The following is a 20,740-nucleotide window of genomic DNA, read 5'->3' as shown; positions in this document are numbered from 1 at the left end:
ATAAAGCTGATTTTATATTACAGGAATAATTTAAAGAGTAATCCAATCGATATGTTTGAATGATGTTAAATCTGGCGTGATGTGTTTTTTAAGATAACAAGGCATAAAACTTAAAATAACTTTAATTAGACTTATTGCTCTAATTTGAATTTTGCAATAATTATAAAATATGAGTTGATAGTAAAATCATTATCAACTCATAGGATTTTCTCAGGTTAATATTCTTAAAATAAAAAAGTTGAAATTATTTATATGCTTATAAAACGATATTTATGCGGTTAGTTTTCCGATGAGTCGATGCTGTTGACACTTAATCTTTAACAGTTAAGTGTCAATCTTTAGGTTTTAAATAATGACGAAGTGAACGCGGATCGGTATGTCCGGTTCTGGCCATGATGTACAAATGATCTTTATTATTTTCATGGAGTTGTGTCACGCAACCACTACGCAAACTGTGGGCACCATAAAATCTGGCGGGCAATCCTGCTTTAGTACAATATTTTTTTATGATGCGATAAATATCATCGCCAGTAAGGAAACCACTATTTTTATTCAATAATGAACTCGCTCCGGAATGTCGATCCTTCATTTGATACGGCCGTAAATTTTTTCCATCACGGGAAAGCGATCTAAATAAATGTCCGTCTTCAATATTGGCTAGCGATAACCAATTTTTTACTGCATCGAGTGCTGCAAAAGGTTCATGATCTGGTAAGTCTTTCCATTCACGCAGGCCTTGCTGATTACTCTTCGAATAGGGCAAACGTACTTTTAATTTGTTACGCAGAAAACTGACATACTGAACTTTTATATCTGCAAGTTCAGAGCGGCGAAACCCACCTTGCAGTCCTAACTGAATAATTGCTTTGTCCCGCGCTCGGGTTAATGGCTGCTCTTGTTCATCGATAGCCTGGATCAACATTTCCACTTCATCATACATAATGGGTTGCTGATCATAATCACTCACATAGCGAGATTGATTTCTGCTCAAACCGCGCATCACTCTGATCACCAGAGGATGTTCGGTAGGCGAGTGGAATCCCGCTTGAATATGATGGTAGCGAATTGCTGCTAATCTTGTGGTTAATGTTTGCTTAGAAAGTTGAACGCCAGTGCTTTCTTGGATCAATTCTTTTTGATGACCAATAAATGAAATTACGCTTCGTGGATCTGCGGGCAGGACCTGCAGTTGGTGCTCAGCACAATAACGACTGAATACACTAAAGCTCGTATTATAAACACGGCGAGTGTTAACTGAAATTTCATATTCAGTTTCTTCGGCGGCGCTTAAATAATCACTTCGAACAGATTGGGGTAGGAAAGACTCTTCAAAAAAACGTGGCTGTTCAGCACGGTTATTCTGGTGATGTTCTGATTCTGTCGCTCTCTCATTCGACATATAGGTGTTATTTTGAGCATTAGTATTTGTCCGGATTATTTTAGACATGCCGTTGAAGTCACCTGATAACGAATTAAGAAGGCGTAATTATACGCAAATCATGGCTATATCTACCAGTGATAATCGTCATTATCACTGGTAGAGTACTTATTTGTTTAAATAATCCTCTTTTATCAGAGAAGGGGGAATTAAATAACATTAAGTTAAATTGTTTAGTTTAAAAAATAACCAAGATAAACCCGTTATTACAATGGTGATTAATTCAGCAGAGTTATAATAAGAGCCAAATTTAGTATGAAATTTGCACTGTCTGTATGAGATAGTTTTGAACTCGGTTAGCCACAGATGTGCAGATTAAAAGAATGGTGTAACCATTTTATTTGTCATTCTTGAATAGAAGGCCATTAAACTAGGCTTGTATGTTGGGTGAAATTTAAGCGAATAACGACAACCGCTTATCTGGTTATTGAGGTAATATGCATTGAGCTATTTAGCCTAGAGTAAAATAAAGCATAAGGAATCGATCATTAATCAATAAAATGGTTGAACCATATATTAATACTTGTCGATTTGTACTAGCATGAGTTCCCATTTATTTTATCCGCATTGAACGCATGCTTAACTGAAGAAACGTATTTATGGAACCGCAAGCTTGGATATATCAACAAGACAAACCAACCGCAGGCAGAAAATTATTATTGCTTGAGGAAGCAGAATTGATTTTTGCCTTCCCCTTAATTTATCGCCTTATCAATCCTGAAGCCATCGCATCTAAACCAGATTGGTTTTGTGGCGCTGAGTTACAAACGGTTTTATATACTGAGTTGGTGACGCAATTAAATGAATTAGTTCAATTACGCAAAAAGGCACGGCGACTCGACAACGAGCTCATGAAGGTAAATAAAATGCTCAATCAGTATTTTACTGATTTGGGTTGGCGTATGGTTCGTAAAGAGTTATCACAAATAAAAAAACGTCAGAAAAAGTCTCATATCGAGGTAAGTAGGGATATTATTCTGAGATTAAAGCGTTATATGGAGTCTCAAAAGTTGGACAGTTTTGATCAGGCAATAGATAACTTATTGTCGGAGCATGATGCTGATAACTCACAAAATCATTTACAGCACTCAGATGACATTGTTGACAATATTATTGGCGTCGAGATACGTGATCAATAATCGCTTAAATGAGCAAGTTAGCCGTGACTTATCTGTGCAGACACGTAAAATTGCTGTTAAGTTTAAAGGGATATTTTTAGTTTAGGATTAAGTAACATGGGGCATCAGAAATGAGTGTAAGCATTGAAAATGAAAGGAAAATTGCTGTCCTGTGCCGAATTGAACCTGGCTGTCTCGGACCAGATGGTGTGGATCACATTGAGGCTTTTTGTGCTTTGGCCCAAAAAGCGATGCAACATTTCGACGTCGATGTTGGTACTTGGTTGCTGATCCCACGATACGATAAAACCTTGGAAGAGATGCAATACAGTGTTGCCAATAAATTACTTTCTCGCGAACAAGCGACTAAGTATCTTGTCTCTATCGGACGTGATATCGATAGTTTTGAAGAAAGATTTCAGGATAAACTCACCTCGCTGATTAATTTATACCTTGCAAGAAAACCGTAAACTGAAGGCTTTGCTTTGCCGAGATTAACCTCAGCTTTAGCCTCGGCGCATACGTTATCCATAGCTCAAATTTCTAAAGCCATTTTTATTTTCGCATTCAATTTTTTATAAAAATGGCTATTTACTTCTCATAAAATCAATACATTAACCATCATTCTTCATCTGCGGCATCATTGATTCCAATTGATAAACTCAGCGTCAAAACTCAGTTGTCGGTAATTAACTCCGTAAAGTAGCTTAAAATTTGCTAGACTAGTCAACTCACTTAATGCTGAATCTTTTTCTTGCGGTATGCCCGAATTTTGTGGGTGGTAAGGATAAGTGTAAAGGACGGTTGATGTTCAATCCCATTCCAGAAACCAATCCATACATTAGTTTGTTGCAGCAGAATTTTGGTTTTTCTGAATTTCGTTCTGGCCAAGCGCAAACGATAACCCAACTGTTGGCGGGGAAGTCGAGCTTGGCTATTTTTCCCACGGGTTCTGGTAAATCCCTTTGTTACCAATTTACAGCATTGCAATTACCCCATTTGAGTTTAGTGATTTCACCTTTACTCGCCTTGATGAAAGACCAGCTGGAATTTTTACAATCTAAGGGAATTCATGCGGCCAGCATAGATTCAACCTTAAGTGCTGATCAAAGTCAGCAAGTGATGGCTGATGCGCGTTCTGGCAAATTGAAAATTTTAATGGTATCGGTTGAACGTTTCAAAAATGAACGTTTTCGGCAATTTATTCAATCGGTTCCGCTGTCAATGCTGGTCGTTGATGAGGCGCATTGTATTTCAGAATGGGGCCACAATTTTCGGCCCGATTATCTTAAATTGCCCGACTATCGGCGTGAGCTTGAGATCCCGCTGGTATTGTTACTAACGGCCACTGCGACACGTAAAGTGAAACTGGATATGGCCAAGCGCTTCGATATCGCGCCCGAACACATAGTACAAACAGGATTTTATCGACCCAATTTAGATTTGACTGTTCTGTCCGTGTCGACTCAAGAGAAAAATGCCTTACTGGTTAAGCAGATAGCATCATTCTCTGGTGCCGGTATTGTGTATGTGACGTTACAGCAAACCGCCGAAATAGTCGCACGACTCTTGAGCCAACAAGGCATAGTCGCCAGTGCCTATCATGCTGGATTTGAAGATGAAAAACGTCAACAAATTCAAAATGATTTTATGCAGGATAAGCTGCAAGTGGTTGTTGCTACCATCGCCTTTGGTATGGGAATAGATAAGAGCAATATCCGTTTTGTGATCCACTATGATTTGCCTAAATCCATTGAAAACTACAGTCAAGAAATCGGCAGAGCAGGGCGTGATGGGGCCTTATCCCATTGTGTGACTTTAGCCAATCTTGACGGACTCAATACCGTTGAAAATTTTGTGTATGGCGATACGCCTGAGCGAGAAGGTATAGCGCAAGTCATTGAAGCTATTCGACTTGAACAAGATTCTGATCAGTGGGAATGTCAGCTTAATGGCGTGTCGACGGCGAGTAATATTCGCCAGTTGCCGTTAAAAACGTTACTCGTTCAATTGGAGATTTTAGGTGTAGTAAAGCCATTATTTGCCTACTACGCTGACGTTAATTACAAGTTTTTGGTCGACAAACTCGCCATTCTGAGCCGATTTAATCCCGAGCGGCAGGCCTTTTTGACGCAAATTTTTAATCATACGCAGATGAAGAAAATATGGGGCGCGTTAGATTTTGATGCCTTGTACAGTGCAACGGGTCATGAGCGTAGCCGCGTGTTGGCCGCGCTGGAATATTTAGCTGAACATCAGTTGCTTGAATTAGAAACCAAACGAATTACCGATGTGTATCGGGTGGATGTTGCAGTATTAGCACGCCCCGAGCTCATCGATGAGTTATACGATTATTTTATCGATAAAGAACAGAAAGAAATTGCGCGAATAGCGCAATTAGTGCGTTTTTTTGAGCTTGATAAATGCTTAAGCCACAATTTATCTCGATATTTTGATGATAATGAAACACCGGTTGCATGCGGTCATTGCAGTGTCTGCCGCGGTCATTTTGCTAAGTTGAGTTATTCGACCGAACCGACTTGGCCGACAGATCTGCAGATATTGGCTGATTTACGAGAGTTGAAACATCATTTAACGGCTAAGGGCATTGAGACTTTGTCACTTGATACCTATTGTCGTTGCCTCGCTGGTATGTCGGTGCCCTTGGTGAGTCGGTTCCAAGTGCGTAAGTTAAGTGGTTTCGGCCGCTGTGAAAAATTGAGATATGCTGAAATTAAACAGAAAGTTGAGTCACTGTTGTCGCAACTAGATGATAAAAGAGTTGAACATGAATAAGGCCGTAAAAAAGATGTTAGCCACCCATGAACATTTAGTTCACTCTGAAGGTGTAACTGTGGTTTCCCATATGCAAAGGGAAAAGGCTGAATGGGTGCAACATACTGTTATGATTGAAAATTGTGATGTGCCGTTTAAGTTCAGACGCGTAAAAAAGTATAAGAATCTACAAGGCCAAAAGGTTAATGTCATTTACTATCCAGAGACAGAAACTGTGGCAGGCTTTGAGATAGAAATCATGCAAGTTGTTAGAATTAAACGATTCTAGCCAATGTGCTTCGCATCTTTGCTACTATCAATCAGCAAAGACGCGAAGTGAATTTGATGTATGATTCGAACGTTAAAGTCAGGCTACTTATTTGGAATATTGATAGGTTGAATCTACTTTCCACGTTCTGAAACGCAGTTCAGCGCCTTCTGGTAGATAAAACACCTTAGGCAAGCGACTGTCATAGCGCATTTTTAGTTCACCCGGAATACGTACAAAAGCTTCTTTCTTCGCCAATTCGAAACAGGCCATCATAGTGCTTGGGCCTTCAGCGATTTCATCCACTTGATAGTAGTTATAACCCCAACCTTGCACTGTCAGTTCCTTCAATTCCCCGTTTAATCCATGTTTATTGCAATCGACCATTTGAGTCTGGCCAATTTGAATTTCGATCATGTAGTCATCTTCGTTTTCTAACTTAGGCAAACTCAAAATGTGCTGCACCATGCCAGCTGCTGGAGCAGGGAACATCTTAGTGGCTTCCTGCGCGCGGTAATCATTTCGATCGAAACGTTGAATGTTAACCATATGTGCATTTAACCCTGTTGGGTGTGGTGGACTGACTGCCGTGGCATTAAATGACAATAGTGCAAATGCAAGGGGAACGGCGCTAACGCTAAATAAGTTCTTCAATTTCATCTTGTTTCTCCTAATCGAACTGAATGGATGTCGACAAATTTGTCGATGTTCTGCCCCTATAAACGCAGCAGAAGCAAGAAAGGGTTAAATTATTTAATAAAAATTGATTTTTAACCCGAAAAATTTTTATCAATTTGAATAATAAGGATTTATGACACTCTCCAAAGACTAATTTTATACGTTAACGGCGATTTCAATTCTTTGCTGAGTTAATTTTTTACAAGTAAATCAATTACTCATTAAACCTTGCCTGAACTATTTTGCCTAGTCTAGTTATCTTTCTTGCTTCACATACTGGCGTTTCGACTGATGGCAGGAGTACAGATGCATTATGGGGATCAACATGCACGTTTAAAAGTTTGAAAACGGTATATCTTGATAAATAGTTAATTTGAGCTTCATATATTTTGATGTTCAAACTATAATTCAGGCAACACGTTTTTTATCATTGATAGCGATGGACATGGAGTAGGAATAACACAATGAAATCAACTACAGCCGAGCAAGCGACAGAGCATCAAGCTACTGCCCACCGCCAAGGGCACTCACTCGCCCAGTGGCAACACTCGCATGAGTTTTCGAGCCAGAACCGCGATGGCGAAAAGAACACGCGTTATGTACTGTATTTAACTGTGATCACTATGGTGGCTGAAATTGCTGCCGGAACCATTTACGGTTCTATGGCACTGCTCGCCGACGGTTGGCATATGGGAACCCATGCCGCGGCCTTTATGATCACGTTATTCGCCTATTCTTATGCCCGTAAACACGCTAACGATCCTGCTTTTGCTTTCGGTACTGGCAAAGTGAGTGTGCTTGGCGGTTATACCAGCGCAATAGCGCTAGGACTTGTGGCACTGGTGATGTTGATTGAATCGGGAATGCGACTGATTAGTCCCGAGCAAATTCATTTCAACGAAGCTATTTTTGTGGCCGTTATTGGTTTAAGCGTCAATGTGCTGAGTGTATTTTTACTTAAAGATCATCATACCCACGACCATGGGCACGGTCACGGACACGGACATAGTCACGCTCATGACCATCAAGATGATCATAAAGACGAACATGCCCACGCGCATCATAACAGCCAAGCACACACCCATGACTCACATGCACACGATGAAAGTCATCATGATCACAGCCATTGCCAACATAAACAGGATCACCAACATGCTGCAGAGCATGAGCATGAGCATGAGCATGAGCACAAGAGCCAGAAGGCCCACGGTGGCCATGATCACAACCTACGTGCGGCCTATTTTCACGTACTGGCCGATGCGTTAACGTCAGTGCTCGCCATCGCTGCTTTGTTGTTTGGTAAATACATGGGACTGACTTGGCTCGACCCGATTATGGGTATAGTGGGTGCTGTGATTATCAGCCGTTGGTCTTGGGGACTCATTCAGCAAACCAGCCCTATTTTGCTGGACGGCGGCGTTAAAGCATCATTACAGCGTAAAGTCACGCAAACCATTGAAGCTGTAACAGATCATCAAGTGGCCGATTTACATCTTTGGCGAGTGAGCGCCGATCACCATGCTATTATGGTGTCCATCGTGTCCCATTCACCGAAAGATGTCAGTTATTTTAATCAGTTACTGTCACAATTTCCTGAATTGGCCCATATCACCATTGAACTCCATACTTGTCGTCAGCGCGAGTGTATAGCTAAGGAAGCCTAAATGACTGTTGAACATCATCCCTCATCAAACCTGCATACAAGTGAGGCACATTTGCCTGCTGCACAATCAACAGCTGGACATTCAACGGCCGCGCATTCAACAGATCATGCATTAAATCATGTAATTATTGAATTTTATGAAAAGCTGTCGTCATGGGAACACGCCATTGTGCGCGACAAAGGGTTTAGTCTATCGCAGGTGCACACCATTGAGTTACTCGGCGTGCACGGCGCCATGCGGATGAAGGAATTGGCGGATAAAATTGGCGTCACGACCGGCACATTAACAGTTCAAATCGATAAAATGGTAGAGGCACAGTGGGTTGTGCGTCGTCCCCATGAAACCGATCGCCGGTCGATTCTGGTGGAGTTAACCGATAAGGGGCAAGCCTTGTTCCTCGAACATGATGCATTGCATCTACAACTCACCACAGATCTCACCGCAAAAATGAGCAGTGAAGAGCGAATCGTGCTGCTTAATTTACTGTCACGCATGAATAACGAGTTTTAATTTACCCTATGTCATCGACTAAAAAGCGTCCTTCTCGGACGCTTTTTTATAGCACGTCATTTTTAAAAACGCGATTCATTCTAGATTAATCATCTGCTATTACAGTACCTTACCTTTTGTTACATTCTTGTTGGATTAATAGTTGAACTGGATATTAATTAAGGTAATGTAAGGGCAGATCTCAAGATGGACTTTGTTTAAAAGGAATAGAATGAATAATAAATTACTGCCTTGGTGCATTGCAGGAGTGCTCGGTATGAGCGGTCAACTTCACGCAGAAGAAGATAAATACATTTGGTTAGAAGATGTTGAAGGCGCAAAGCCGATGGAATGGGTGAAAACCCAAAATGCTGCATCTGCCGCCGAAATTAAAGCGTTTAAAGGTTTTGATACCTTAGTGGCGAACAGTCTCGCCATCCTGAACGATAAAGAACGCATTCCCTACGCGACCCACATTGGCGACAAGTTATACAACTTTTGGAAGGATGATACCCATGTGCGCGGTATTTACCGCCGCACTACCATGGAAGAATATGCTAAACCCGATCCCAAATGGGAAACCGTGCTTGATATCGATGCCCTAGGTAAAGCTGAATCCGTCAATTGGGTATTTAAGGATATTAGCTGTCAGTATCCCGAAAATGAGCGCTGTTTTGTCTCATTGTCTCGCGGCGGTGCCGATGCGGTGGAAGTGCGTGAATTTAATCTCAACACTAAATCCTTTGTTGCTGCCAAAGATAAACCATTCTTTTTAAAAGAAGCCAAATCGAGTCTGAGCTGGATAGATAAAGATCACGCCTTTGTCGGTACAGATTTTGGTGATGGTCAAAGCATGACGGACTCTGGGTATCCACGGGGCGTTAAACTGTGGCAACGCGGCACGCCACTTGACCAAGCTAAGCCTGTTTTTACTGGCGATAAGGCTTCAGTTGCAGTTTCTGGCTGGGTGTTATTTGATGATAAAACGCCGCTGAGTTTAGTCACCGAAGCGCATACTTTTTATACCGCCAGCCAATATGTGTACCAAGACGGTAAACTTATTGGATTACCTTTACCGCAAGATGCTGAGATTAAAGGTTATTTCAAAGGTAAGTTATTCATTGAGTTAAAGAGCGATTTAACCAATCAAGACGGTAACTTTAAGCAAGGTGCGGTCGTGTATGCCGATGTGGCGGATCTTATCGCCCAAAAAGCCAAGTTCAGTTTATTTGTAAGCCCGACTCAAACCGCATCGATAGCGCAGCTCAGTTTTAGTAAGAGTGCAATTTTCGTTAATTGGCTCGATAACGTGAAAAGCAAATTAGTGCGTTATGAGCAAGACGAAAAGGGCGCTTGGCAAAGTACTCAAGTCCCATTCGAAGCGAATGGCGCCTTGACTGTAATGGATGTTGAGCAAGACAGTGATGATTTCTTTGTGAATTACACCAGTTTTCTTGAACCTTCAACTCTCTACACTGTGAATGCTAAAACCTTAAATCCGCAGAAAATTAAAGGTATGCCGCAACAGTTTGCAGCGGACAAGTTTAAAACCGAGCAATACTTTGCGACGTCTAAAGATGGCACTAAAGTGCCTTATTTTGTGGTGATGGCTAAGGATCTTAAGTTAGATGGCACCAATCCTACGCTACTTTACGGCTACGGCGGGTTTGAAGTGTCGCTGCGTCCATCTTATTCGGCCACCATTGGTAAGAATTGGTTAGAGCAGGGCGGCGTCTATGTGTTATCCAACATTCGTGGCGGTGGCGAATACGGCCCAGCTTGGCATCAAGCGGCGTTAAAACAAAATCGTCATAAAGCCTATGAGGATTTTGAAGCCATTGCTGAAGATTTGATTGCCCGTAAAATCACCTCCAGCAAACATTTAGGTATCCAAGGTGGCAGCAATGGTGGCCTGTTAATGGGCGCGGCATTTACCCGCAGACCGGATCTTTATAATGCTGTCGTGTGCCAAGTACCTCTGCTTGATATGTTTAGATTCAATAAGTTATTAGCGGGTGCTAGCTGGATGGGCGAATACGGTAACCCAGATATTCCTGAGGAATGGGCGTACATTAAAACCTACTCTCCGTACCATAATCTGCATAAAGACGTGCATTATCCCAAGGTCTTTTTCACCACTTCTACCCGTGACGACAGGGTTCACCCAGGTCACGCCCGTAAGATGGTCGCTAAGATGAAAGACATGGGAATTGATGTCTTGTACTACGAAAATATCGAAGGGGGCCACGCCGGCGCTGCAGATAATAATCAAGCTGCGGAACTTAATTCAATGGCGTTTGCCTACTTACTACAGCAATTACGATAATCACCGCTGGATTAACATAAGTTGTTAACAAGTTGGTGACAAAGCCGAGCAATTCCCTAATAGGTTGGGGAGCAAAAAACGGTCGAACTGATTGAGGTTCGGCCGTTTTTTTAACTTTGTTTTTTAATTGTTAACATTAACCACAGATAATTTGAGCCATTGCCGAGAGCTTGCTACTATGGCGAAAAAATTTGACTGTTACAGCCTAAGATTACCTTAAGAATTGTAAGTTAGTCTCGGCATACAACTAATTTGAGTGAGAGCTATCAGTGCTAGCAAGATTTAAGACTCTATCGGTGAATCGTTTCACTTTTATCACGGCGTTGTTTTACGTTTGTATTTTCAATATTCCACTATTCGATATCATTAAAAAAGGCATCGAAAAGCAACCTGATGTCGATCCAATCTTCATCGCCACTATGCCGTTGTTTTTAACTTTTGCCCTTAGTTTTGTGTTTTCCTTATTTACGGTGAAGTACCTCGTTAAGCCATTTTTTATCATACTGACCTTATTGTCATCGAGTGTGTTTTTCGCTGCTTATCAATACAATGTCGTCTTCGATTACGGCATGATAGAAAACACCTTTCAGACCAATCATGCTGAAGCGCTGATGTATGTGAATTTCGCATCAATAATCAATATGTTAATCACAGGGATTTTACCCGCGTACCTTATTTATAAGGCCGATATTCAATACAAGCCATTCTTCAAAGAGTTACTGCATAAAGTACTGTTTATGCTGACGATGTTGGCGGGACTGGCTATTATTGCTTTCTTCTATTTCCAAGATTACGCCGCTTTTGGCCGTAACAACGATGAACTAAAACGCTATATAGTGCCGACGTATTTTATTGGTGCGGCGTCTAAGTACATTAATGTGCATTACTTACAAACACCGATGGAATATCAGCAGCTTGGCCTCGATGCTAAGAATGTCAGTACTAACCCTAATGGTAAACCTAACTTGCTAGTGCTTGTGGTTGGTGAAACCGCGCGTTCGATGAATTATCAGTATTATGGCTATGACAAGCCGACCAACACTCATACCCAAGATCAAGGTTTGATTGTCTTTAAAGATACCCATTCATGTGGCACGGCAACCGCTGTCTCCCTGCCTTGTATGTTTTCACGCATGGGACGGGAAGATTATGATTCTCGCCGCGCCTATGCCCAAGATACTGCGGTTGATGTGTTGAACCATGGCGGAATTAAAGTGCAGTGGTTTGACAATGACTCTGGTTGTAAAGGCGTGTGCGATCAAGTTGAAAACATTACGATTGATTTGAACAGCGATCCTGAGTTGTGTACTGGCCAATATTGTTTTGACCAAGTGTTACTTAACAAATTAGATGAAACCTTGGCCACTGCAGAACGTAAAGATACCGTGATTGTGTTGCATGTGATTGGTAGCCATGGACCAACGTATTTCTTACGTTATCCACCTGAGCACCGTAAGTTCACACCGGATTGTCAGCGTAGCGATATTCAAAACTGTAGCCAAGATGAACTGATTAACACATACGACAACACCATTTTATATACTGACTACATCATCAGCGAAGTAGTGAAAAAGTTACAAAATCAGCAGGATAAATTTGATCCAGCCATGTTGTATTTGAGCGATCACGGCGAGTCGTTAGGTGAGAAGGGCATGTATTTACATGGCGCACCTTACAGCATTGCCCCAATCGAACAGACGAGTATTCCTATGCTTGCTTGGGTATCTGAAGATTTTAGTAAAGATAACCACTTAGACATGGCCTGTTTAGCTGAGCACGCGGCGAAGGGCGGTTTCTCCCACGACAATTTATTCGACAGTCTTTTAGGCCTAATGAATGTCAAGACCGAGGTATATCAGCCTAAGTTAGATATCTTTGCCAGTTGCCGAGGTTAATCAACCCATTAACTCATCAATATTGAGTCTTGAGCATTATCGTGCGACTCAATCTTATCTGGTGACTCAATGCTATCTTGTGACTCAATGTTATCTTATGACTAAGTCTGATCTACTGACCGCAAGTTATTGAGTGATACCTCGTTAGTTTGGTGTCGTCAATTCAAGTTCTAACTTATAAGAGGATGGTGGCATCCTCTTTTCTTTTGTCGCCTATCATAATAATTGATTTCCCCCATATCCAAATTGAAGCACTTGAGTTAACTTAATGCATACAAAAACATAACAAATCTATGGTTCGCGATTTATGCCTTCTACTGCAGAAAATAAAGAGCTTGATTCTGCCGCGCAAATTTTGCGTTTGGCCGTACCGCAAATGTCTGCCCTCGATATACCAGTCACACCTGAAAACTACACTGTTTGGTATGAATATTTTGCAGGGACAAATCTCGATTTAAACCGTGCGATTGATGGCTTTCTGGCAAATTCAGTTTCTTTTACCAAGGAGGTTAACACCAGTCTGTATAAGAACTTTATTCAAGAGCAGTCACCTGAAGTGATTGAAAATGTGCAGATTGAGACACAAATCCTGATCAATAGTTTGTTAAGTAAAATCAGCCAGTTGAGTCAAGGCACCGCAGCGTTTTCAGGTTCATTAGCTGAGTTTGGTTTGCGCCTACAGACAAATCCCGACATTAATACTTTAAATGAGCTGGTTGATGGTGTGGTCGATGAAATGCAGATGCTGCTCATCAACAACCGTGAGATGGAGCAAAGCCTGTGCACCATGGGCCAAGAAGTGCAAAATCTTAAATCGGAAATGGAAAACCTGAGCCTGGCGGCGATGACGGACCAATTAACCTCGCTGCACAATCGCCGTGCCTATGAACTGAGTATTCAAGATCAAATCTACCTTTCCCAAGATCATCAAACCCGTTGCAGCCTTTTACTGATCGATATCGATAACTTTAAAGCCTTTAACGACACTTATGGCCATTTAACCGGCGATAAAGTGTTAGCCTATGTCGCATTAGCCTTAAAACAATGTGTGCGAGGGGATGACTTTGTGGCGCGCTATGGCGGCGAAGAATTTGTGGTGGTGTTGCCTAACACTCATTTTCACGATGCATTACAAGTGGCTGAAAATCTTCGGGAACGTATCTCTGAGCGCCGCTTAACTATAGGAAAAGACAAAAAACTTTCCCTTGGCGCCATTACTGTTTCGATTGGTCTGGCTTCATTGCAGCAAGGCGACGATGCCGAAACTCTATTTAGTCGCGCCGATAAGGCCCTGTATCAAGCCAAGTCCGAAGGCCGTAACTGCGTCAGGGGATAAATAGATAAGAGGTGACTTTCGTCTGAGTTTTGCTGGTTCAGTTACCATAAACAGCTTTATTTTGCTGCGTTTATTCAGCCAACGGTGCACGGCCTTGGCTCATTACCAATACTCTTCTTAAGCATCTGACATTTTAAGTGATTAATCGATAAGAGTCAGTTGCATAAAAATTGAACTTTGAGGTTGTACTGTGGATTCCTGCAGCTGTGATAATAAAACGCCGCAAATCATTGCGGCGTTTTTGTTAGTCAGGATAAGGCTATTTATCAGTGGGCGGCTTTAAATCCATATGCATTTTGATCAAATGCTCCTCCATATCGAAGGTCACCTTAAAACCAAGACTCTTGGCAAGGCTAGCCATATTGCGATTCTCGAACATGGTAAAGCCGGTGAGCACGGGCGTATCATTGGCTTGATAATACTTAATCAGTTTTTCGAGCAACAATTTACCTAAACCTATACCTTGATGATCGCCGCGCACAGCCATGGCAAATTCGGCCTCAGTATTGTCGGGGTCGATGGACGCCCGTACTGCACCTAAGGTGATGTCATCGCCATCTGGGCCTTTGGCGGTGGCGATAAAAGCCATCTCACGGGCGTAATCGATTTGGGTTAATACCGCCATTTCTTCATGGGTCATTTTAGAGCGCACCCCGAAATAGCGTTTGTATCTGTCTTCATCGGAGAGCGAATTATCAAAAGCCAAATGCTTGGGTTCATCTTCGGGCAGAATCGGCCTTAGCATTACCTTAAGGCCATTTTTAAGCTCGGCGAATTCTTCTAATTCCTTCGGATACGGCATGATGGCCATCCGTGATGAACTGTCGGCATTGGCGTCGTGCAAACGGATATTCACATCGAGCAGCGTAATGTTTTCACCCGCGGCTAATACTGGGTTTAAATCCAAAGAGGCGATTTCGGGGCAATCGATAATGATGTGGGATATTTGCGTTAGCATCACGCATAGGGCATTCATGTCTAAACCGAGCGGTAAATGCCTGTCCTTCAACTTATGGGTCTTTAACGCTTGGATCACCATATACCGCGCCAGTGCCATATTCAGTGGTGGCAGGGCAACGGCGGCGTCATTAGTTGGATCCCATTCTGAGCCACCTTCACCCAAACAAATCGCTGGACCAAAGACGGGATCGCTTATCACGGCCACGCGGATTTCCTGAGCGCCAGCGGTCAATGCCATTTTTTGCACTATCATACCTTCGATAATGGCTTCAGGATTGGCCTGATGCACCCTTTGGGTAATGGCACTCGCGGCGTGGCGGATATCTTCGGCTGAAGTTAAATTGAGCATCACCCCATGCACATCGGACTTATGCAAGATGTTCGGGGATTGCACTTTTAGCGCTAAGGGATAGCCCGCTTCATTCGCAATGGCCACCGCTTCATCGGCATCTTTCACAAACCAAGTGTCTATAGTGTTCAGCCCATAGGCGCGCAAAATAGGGCTGGCCTCATGGGTTTCGAGTACTGATTTTCCTTTCGCTTGAGCCGCTTGCAATAATTTACGCGCCGTGTGGCTATCGGTAGGAATATTGTCGGGGATCGATTGCGGTACTTCTTGCAGCAGTTTTTGGTTACGGCGGTATTCAACCATATGCATAAACGCACCCACGGCGCCTTCGGGCGTACGATAGGTGGATATACCGCCCTTAGTGAAGCGTTTTCGCGCCTGATAGGCAGAGTCTTCGCCGCTCCAGTTGGTCAAAATATTAAGGCGATTCTTTTTCGGATGCGCATGGATCACGCTAATCAAGGCATCGGCGATTTCAACGCTTTCACCCAGCGCCGAAGGGGAGTGCAATACCAAAATGGCATCCAGCTCATTGGAATCCATCAAGATAGTCAAGGCTTTAGCATATCGCGACGCGTTTGCATCACCAATGATATCGATAGGGTTTTGCCTTGACCAAGTATTAGGTAACACGGCTTCTAATTTGGCTATGGTGTCATCTGATAACTCAGCCAATTTACCGCCGCGCATAATGAGTTCATCTACCGCTAACACTGCGGGGCCGCCACCATTACTGATAATACCTAAGCGTTCACCTTGCAGGGGATTGGAATGCGCAAGGCTTTCAACCGCGGCAAACAGTTCAATTAAGTCGTTAACCCGCAGCATACCGGCGCGGCGAAATGCGGCTTCATATACAGCATCATTACCGCCAACACCGCCCGTATGTAATTTTGCGGCGCGGGCCCCTTCGGCGCTGCGGCCAGATTTGATCACTAAAATCGGTTTATTGCGTGAAGCGGCTCGAGCGGCTGAGAGAAAATGGCGTTTCTCATTCACAGAATCGATATAAAGCATGATGGCACTGGTGCGACTGTCGCGGCCAAGGTAATCAAGTAGTTCGTCAAAGTTAATGTCGGTGGCATCACCTAGCGAGATAAAGGATGAAAAACCAATGCCTTTGTTATTGGCCCAATCGAGTACCGTTGTACAAATGGCGGCCGATTGAGACACAAAGGCAATTTTACCGGGTAGGGCGCTGGCGTGGGCTAAACTGGCGTTTAATCCTAATGGCGGCAGCAACATCCCTAAGCTGTTTGGCCCCAGAATGCGCATCCCATAACGTTTGGCATTTTGCATGGTCAGGTCGAGCAGGCTCACGCCGTCTTCGTTAACTTCCTGCGCCATACCCGACGCCATAATAATCGCCACTTTACAGCCAAATTGCGCCAGAGTTTCAACAATCGCGGGTACACGGCAAGCGCGGGTACAAATAACGGCTAAATCGGGTTTGATGGGAAGAGCTTCGATATTGGGATAGGCAAGCACGCCCATTACTGCCCGATATTTTGGGGTGACGGGCATGATAGGACCCGAAAAACCACTGGAGAGCAGGTTTTTCATCAGCACATTACCCGCACGCTTTTCGGTATTCGAAGCGCCGATAATGGCTACGGAAGTCGGTTTAAATAAGGAGTGTAATGTACGTTGACTCATAAGCGATTCCATCCCAATCAATGACGCTTCCAGTGTAACCTAGGGTATGAGTACTGCCCAGTTTAAGTTTCGGGTTCGATTAAGGTAAGTTTATTAGCAAATCATGAATTTACAGTCATTTACTGAGAATCTGAGCCCAATTCTGTGGATTTATCCTGTGATAACTGCATTTTCCGCATTGCGACACGTAACAATGTGAAAAATTTCACTTTCATGTTTGAAAATTGCTCAGTACCAAACTACTTTTTAATCACTGTACAATTATTGTGAAATCCATATGACATACAAGGATGGGGTCGTTGCGTTACTTGCGGCAGGCGTTGGATATTTACTGGGTTTAATCACTTTATTGGCTATCGGGCCGATTATATCCGTGTTGATTATGTTGCTTTGGCAATTTTATCAGCACCAGCAAATGCAATCAGTCCAACTGCATGATGATAAGTCCTCAAACAGCCAACTTGCCGCCGACTGGCAAGCCCACATCAGTCTCTATCAAGAAACGATCACCACACTCAACAGTTGTGAATCTAACATTGACAGCGTACTTGCGGTGCAGGGCGATGCAGTCAATTTACTGGGCGAGTCGTTCGATGGCTTAGGGCGATTAATGACGGAGCAAACAGGCTTCATTTCAGCGCTTGTCCAAAGCACTGATGATGCAGAGCTATTCCATTCAGACCAAATGAAGCAATTCGCCAATAATACCTCTCTGACCTTAGAGCGCTTTATCCAATCCACCATTGAAATGTCGGCGTCTACTATGGAGTTGTTGGAAAAAGTCAATCTCATCTATGAGTCTATGCCCCAAGCAATGAAAGCCTTACAGGATATAGACCAGATTTCTTCCCAGACCAATTTACTCGCCTTAAATGCGGCCATTGAAGCGGCGCGGGCGGGTGATGCAGGCAGGGGATTTGCGGTGGTGGCCGATGAGGTGCGGGCTTTATCTACCCGCAGTGCTGGTTTTAGTGAAGGTATTCAAAAGCAGCTTAAATCGATTCAAGTTCAGATAGAGCAATTAACCGTACACGTGAGTAAAGTTGCCGCACAAGATATGACCTATATTATTGATGCAAAAAAGGATATTGATACTGCACTAAGGCAGATTATCGTCAAAGCAGAAAAGGATTCTCAAGTGATTGCACGCATAGATTCATCGGCACATGAACTCGAACAAGCTATCTCAGATACGATCCGTGGCTTGCAGTTCAGTGATATCACCTCCCAAAGCCTGATTTACACCAATCAATCCCTACATCACTTAAAAGAATCGCTCAATCACATCACCAACATGTCGCAACAGGAATTTGGCATACAAGGTGATGGCATCACGACACAAATGAGTCGTCGGCGTCAGGAGACGCACAATCCGGTATCGAGGGACCAAATTACCTGTGGTGAAATTGAACTCTTTTAATTAGGGATAGCATAATGTCAAATATTAAAGTGATTTCATTGCCAGAGCGCTTTGACTTTTATTACCACAAGAAATTCACCAGTGATTATCAAGATATTTTAACGCTTCCAGAGGTTAACCATATTATTTTAGATTTTAGTCGAGTGCTTTATTTGGATAGTTCCGCTTTAGGCATGATGGTACTGCTGCATCGTAAGGCGCAGGAGTTACATATTTCTACGTCTGTTAAAGGTGCACATGGTCAGGCGAATGAAATCCTTAGTATTGCCAATATGCAGAAAATCTACATCATAGAGTAACACTCATTATGGTATCGCTTACTCAGCCGGAACATTTTATTTTAGTTATCGATGATGACGCTATTGCGAGTCAAAGGATCAGTGACTTTATTCATAGCAAAGGTTACAACGTTATTGTTTGTAGTGATCTAGAAGAAGGTTTATTTGAAATAACGCAAAATACGGTTGATTTAATTCTGATTAACTATTGGTTAAAGGATGGTACCGCACTGGCGTTACTGGATAATTTGAATAAGGATAAAAAAGAAACACCTGTTATCGTCATGAGCGAGACAAAAGAAAATCAATCCGTGTTAGCCTGTTTTAGAATGGGGGTTTTGGATTTTGTTGTTAAACCGATAAATGTTGAAATATTTTGGTACAAGGTTGAATGTTTACTTACCCGAGTGCAACTTCAGCATAAAGTAGAGCATCAAAGAATTGAACTTGAAAAAATGCTTTATGAAAAGGCCAGAGAAGAACACATGGCCCGGCATTTGTTTGAGCACTTAGTCAATATTGATAACACGGACTTTGACTTTGTGAAGACCTACTGTCAAGCAAGTGCCAATTTTAGTGGTGATATTATCCTTAATGGTATGGCCCCCAATGGCAATTTCTTCCTAATTCTAGCCGACTCTACAGGTCATGGTCTGAGTGCGGCCATGCCCATTATGCGTGTCGCGAGCACATTTAGGGCTATGGTTTCAAAGGGTTTTTCTTTAATTACACTGATCTACGAGTTGAATGCCAAGGTTCACCGTGAAAATCCAGAAGACAGATTTGTTGCCTGTATTATTTTGGAAGCCGATTTTAATCGTAATAAATTACATATCTGGAATGGCGGTATGCCTCCTCTGTATATTCAGTCCAATGAGTGCGACAACTTACCCCATAACGCGATTGAACAATTTAAATCAACCAATATGGCGCTGGGTATATTGCCGCCACACACTTTTATTGCTGATGTGTTCACCGTTGATTTACCGCTTAATGGACATGCTTGTTTATTTAGTGATGGCTTAATTGAGCAATACACCCATGATGAGCGCCCATTTGGTATCGATAAATTAAAAGAGCTGTTTATTAATCTATCCGGTGGGCTTACCCATTATTTAAATGAAAGCATGCATGAATACTGCTCTACTGAAAATATTGCAGATGACATTACTATTTGCACCTTAGATTTTGAGAAATTAAGCAGTTGGCATCAAAGCAGAGACGTCAGTCGAGCACAATCTATTATGGATGGCGAGTTTCACTGGGATATCAGTATTGCCGGTCCTATGTTGCTGGGCGCTGACTATTTAAGCTCGTTAAATCAATTCTTAAGCATATTTGGTTTTGCCACTCATTTTTGTCAACGGGTTTTTACTGTTGTCGCAGAGTTATTTAGCAACGCTATTGATCATGGTGTACTAAAATTAGATTCTCGGCTAAAAAACGATCCAGAAGGCTTTGAATTGTACCATAGTATTAGGGACAGTTTTGCTGACAGACTTACATTAAATGATTGGGTGAAAGTGAGTATTATCTGGTGCTCATCGCAAAATGAGTTACATATAAGTGTGAGTGACAGTGGGAAGGGTTTTGCGGGTGATGAAAACATCATTGCAGACATTCCTCAATTGTCTGGTCGTGGTTTATCACTGGTGAAAACATTATCTAAGACCTACGAATTAGTACCGCCAGGAAATATAACTAAAGTCATAATGGAATAGCGCATGAGTAAAAAAATATTAGTGGTTGATGATTCGGCAGCGATTCGACAAATGGTCGAAGCGACTCTTAAATCGGTTAGCTACCAAGTGGTACTGGCAAAAGATGGTCGTGAAGCCCTCGATATCTGTAACGGGCAAAGATTTGATTTTATTCTGACTGACCAGAATATGCCGCGAATGGATGGGCTGACCTTAATTAAATCCTTACGTGCTATGTCGGCATTTATGCGTACGCCGATCATTATGCTCACGACGGAAGCGGGCGATGACATGAAGGCGCAAGGAAAAGCGGCAGGTGCAACTGGGTGGATGGTAAAACCCTTTGATCCTCAAAAGCTGTTGGCTATTACGGCTAAAGTGCTGGGTTAA

16 protein-coding genes are annotated in these 20,740 nt (G+C 42.6%); 13 read left to right on the top strand and 3 right to left on the bottom strand.

The features are described 5' to 3' along the window. Positions 1–331 precede the first annotated feature (331 nt). A complete protein-coding gene (locus AYJ58_RS13835; protein ID WP_106650561.1) occupies positions 332–1,447 on the bottom strand; it encodes a tyrosine-type recombinase/integrase in 1,116 nt (371 codons plus the stop codon). Positions 1,448–2,037: 590 nt separating this feature from the next. On the opposite strand from AYJ58_RS13835, the gene AYJ58_RS13830 reads away from it, so the two are divergent. The 4 genes from AYJ58_RS13830 (at position 2,038) to AYJ58_RS13815 (ending at position 5,620) form a co-directional block, all read left to right on the top strand. Further along, positions 2,038–2,577: a hypothetical protein gene (locus tag AYJ58_RS13830; protein WP_106650560.1), complete on the top strand. Its 540-nt coding sequence runs from the start codon at positions 2,038–2,040 to the stop codon at positions 2,575–2,577. Between the two features lie 110 nt (positions 2,578–2,687). Beyond that, entirely contained in the window at positions 2,688–3,026 is a 339-nt protein-coding gene (locus AYJ58_RS13825; RefSeq protein WP_106650559.1) for a hypothetical protein, read from the top strand. A gap of 337 nt (positions 3,027–3,363) precedes the next feature. Continuing rightward, positions 3,364–5,352 (top strand): RecQ family ATP-dependent DNA helicase, encoded by a 1,989-nt coding sequence (locus AYJ58_RS13820; protein WP_106650558.1) that lies wholly within the window; start codon positions 3,364–3,366, stop codon positions 5,350–5,352. Further along, the gene (locus AYJ58_RS13815) at positions 5,345–5,620 is read left to right on the top strand and encodes a hypothetical protein (protein WP_106650557.1); all 276 of its coding nucleotides are present in this window, start codon (positions 5,345–5,347) and stop codon (positions 5,618–5,620) included. The genes AYJ58_RS13820 and AYJ58_RS13815 overlap by 8 nt, the downstream gene beginning before the upstream one ends. 87 nt (positions 5,621–5,707) lie before the next feature. Here the strand turns inward: AYJ58_RS13815 and eco are convergent, their stop codons facing one another. Then, the gene (gene eco, locus AYJ58_RS13810) at positions 5,708–6,259 is read right to left on the bottom strand and encodes a serine protease inhibitor ecotin (protein ID WP_106650556.1); all 552 of its coding nucleotides are present in this window, start codon (positions 6,257–6,259) and stop codon (positions 5,708–5,710) included. Positions 6,260–6,741: 482 nt separating this feature from the next. On the opposite strand from eco, the gene AYJ58_RS13805 reads away from it, so the two are divergent. The 5 genes from AYJ58_RS13805 to AYJ58_RS13785 all read left to right on the top strand — a co-directional run bounded on the left by AYJ58_RS13805 (position 6,742) and on the right by AYJ58_RS13785 (position 13,987). Continuing rightward, on the top strand, positions 6,742–7,941 hold the full coding sequence (locus tag AYJ58_RS13805) for a cation diffusion facilitator family transporter (RefSeq protein ID WP_106650555.1): 1,200 nt from the start codon (positions 6,742–6,744) through the stop codon (positions 7,939–7,941). After that, positions 7,942–8,451: a MarR family winged helix-turn-helix transcriptional regulator gene (locus tag AYJ58_RS13800; protein WP_198555464.1), complete on the top strand. Its 510-nt coding sequence runs from the start codon at positions 7,942–7,944 to the stop codon at positions 8,449–8,451. A 211-nt stretch (positions 8,452–8,662) separates the two neighbouring features. Beyond that, positions 8,663–10,756, top strand: coding sequence for a prolyl oligopeptidase family serine peptidase (locus AYJ58_RS13795; RefSeq protein WP_106650554.1), 2,094 nt, complete (start codon positions 8,663–8,665; stop codon positions 10,754–10,756). A 269-nt stretch (positions 10,757–11,025) separates the two neighbouring features. Further along, positions 11,026–12,651, top strand: coding sequence for a phosphoethanolamine transferase (locus tag AYJ58_RS13790; protein WP_106650553.1), 1,626 nt, complete (start codon positions 11,026–11,028; stop codon positions 12,649–12,651). 307 nt (positions 12,652–12,958) lie between these two features. Next, positions 12,959–13,987, top strand: coding sequence for a GGDEF domain-containing protein (locus AYJ58_RS13785; RefSeq protein WP_063882908.1), 1,029 nt, complete (start codon positions 12,959–12,961; stop codon positions 13,985–13,987). Between the two features lie 259 nt (positions 13,988–14,246). On the opposite strand, the gene AYJ58_RS13780 is transcribed toward AYJ58_RS13785, so the two are convergent. After that, positions 14,247–16,952, bottom strand: a complete 2,706-nt coding sequence (locus tag AYJ58_RS13780) for an acetate--CoA ligase family protein (RefSeq protein WP_106650552.1) — start codon at positions 16,950–16,952, stop codon at positions 14,247–14,249. A gap of 277 nt (positions 16,953–17,229) precedes the next feature. On the opposite strand from AYJ58_RS13780, the gene AYJ58_RS13775 reads away from it, so the two are divergent. From AYJ58_RS13775 to AYJ58_RS13760, 4 genes are read left to right on the top strand one after another with little or no spacing between them, the layout of a single operon-like run. Further along, positions 17,230–18,372 carry a methyl-accepting chemotaxis protein gene (locus tag AYJ58_RS13775; protein ID WP_106650551.1) on the top strand — a complete coding sequence of 381 codons (1,143 nt, stop codon included), beginning with the start codon at positions 17,230–17,232 and terminating at the stop codon, positions 18,370–18,372. Between the two features lie 14 nt (positions 18,373–18,386). Further along, on the top strand, positions 18,387–18,671 hold the full coding sequence (locus AYJ58_RS13770; protein WP_028759900.1) for an STAS domain-containing protein: 285 nt from the start codon (positions 18,387–18,389) through the stop codon (positions 18,669–18,671). 8 nt (positions 18,672–18,679) lie between these two features. After that, positions 18,680–20,371, top strand: a complete 1,692-nt coding sequence (locus AYJ58_RS13765; protein ID WP_106650550.1) for a SpoIIE family protein phosphatase — start codon at positions 18,680–18,682, stop codon at positions 20,369–20,371. 3 nt (positions 20,372–20,374) lie between these two features. Then, the gene (locus tag AYJ58_RS13760) at positions 20,375–20,740 is read left to right on the top strand and encodes a response regulator (protein WP_106650549.1); all 366 of its coding nucleotides are present in this window, start codon (positions 20,375–20,377) and stop codon (positions 20,738–20,740) included.

The organism is Shewanella sp. Pdp11, assembly GCF_002838165.1.
Lineage (GTDB): Bacteria > Pseudomonadota > Gammaproteobacteria > Enterobacterales > Shewanellaceae > Shewanella > Shewanella hafniensis.
This window is presented reverse-complemented; position numbering and strand designations above follow the sequence as displayed.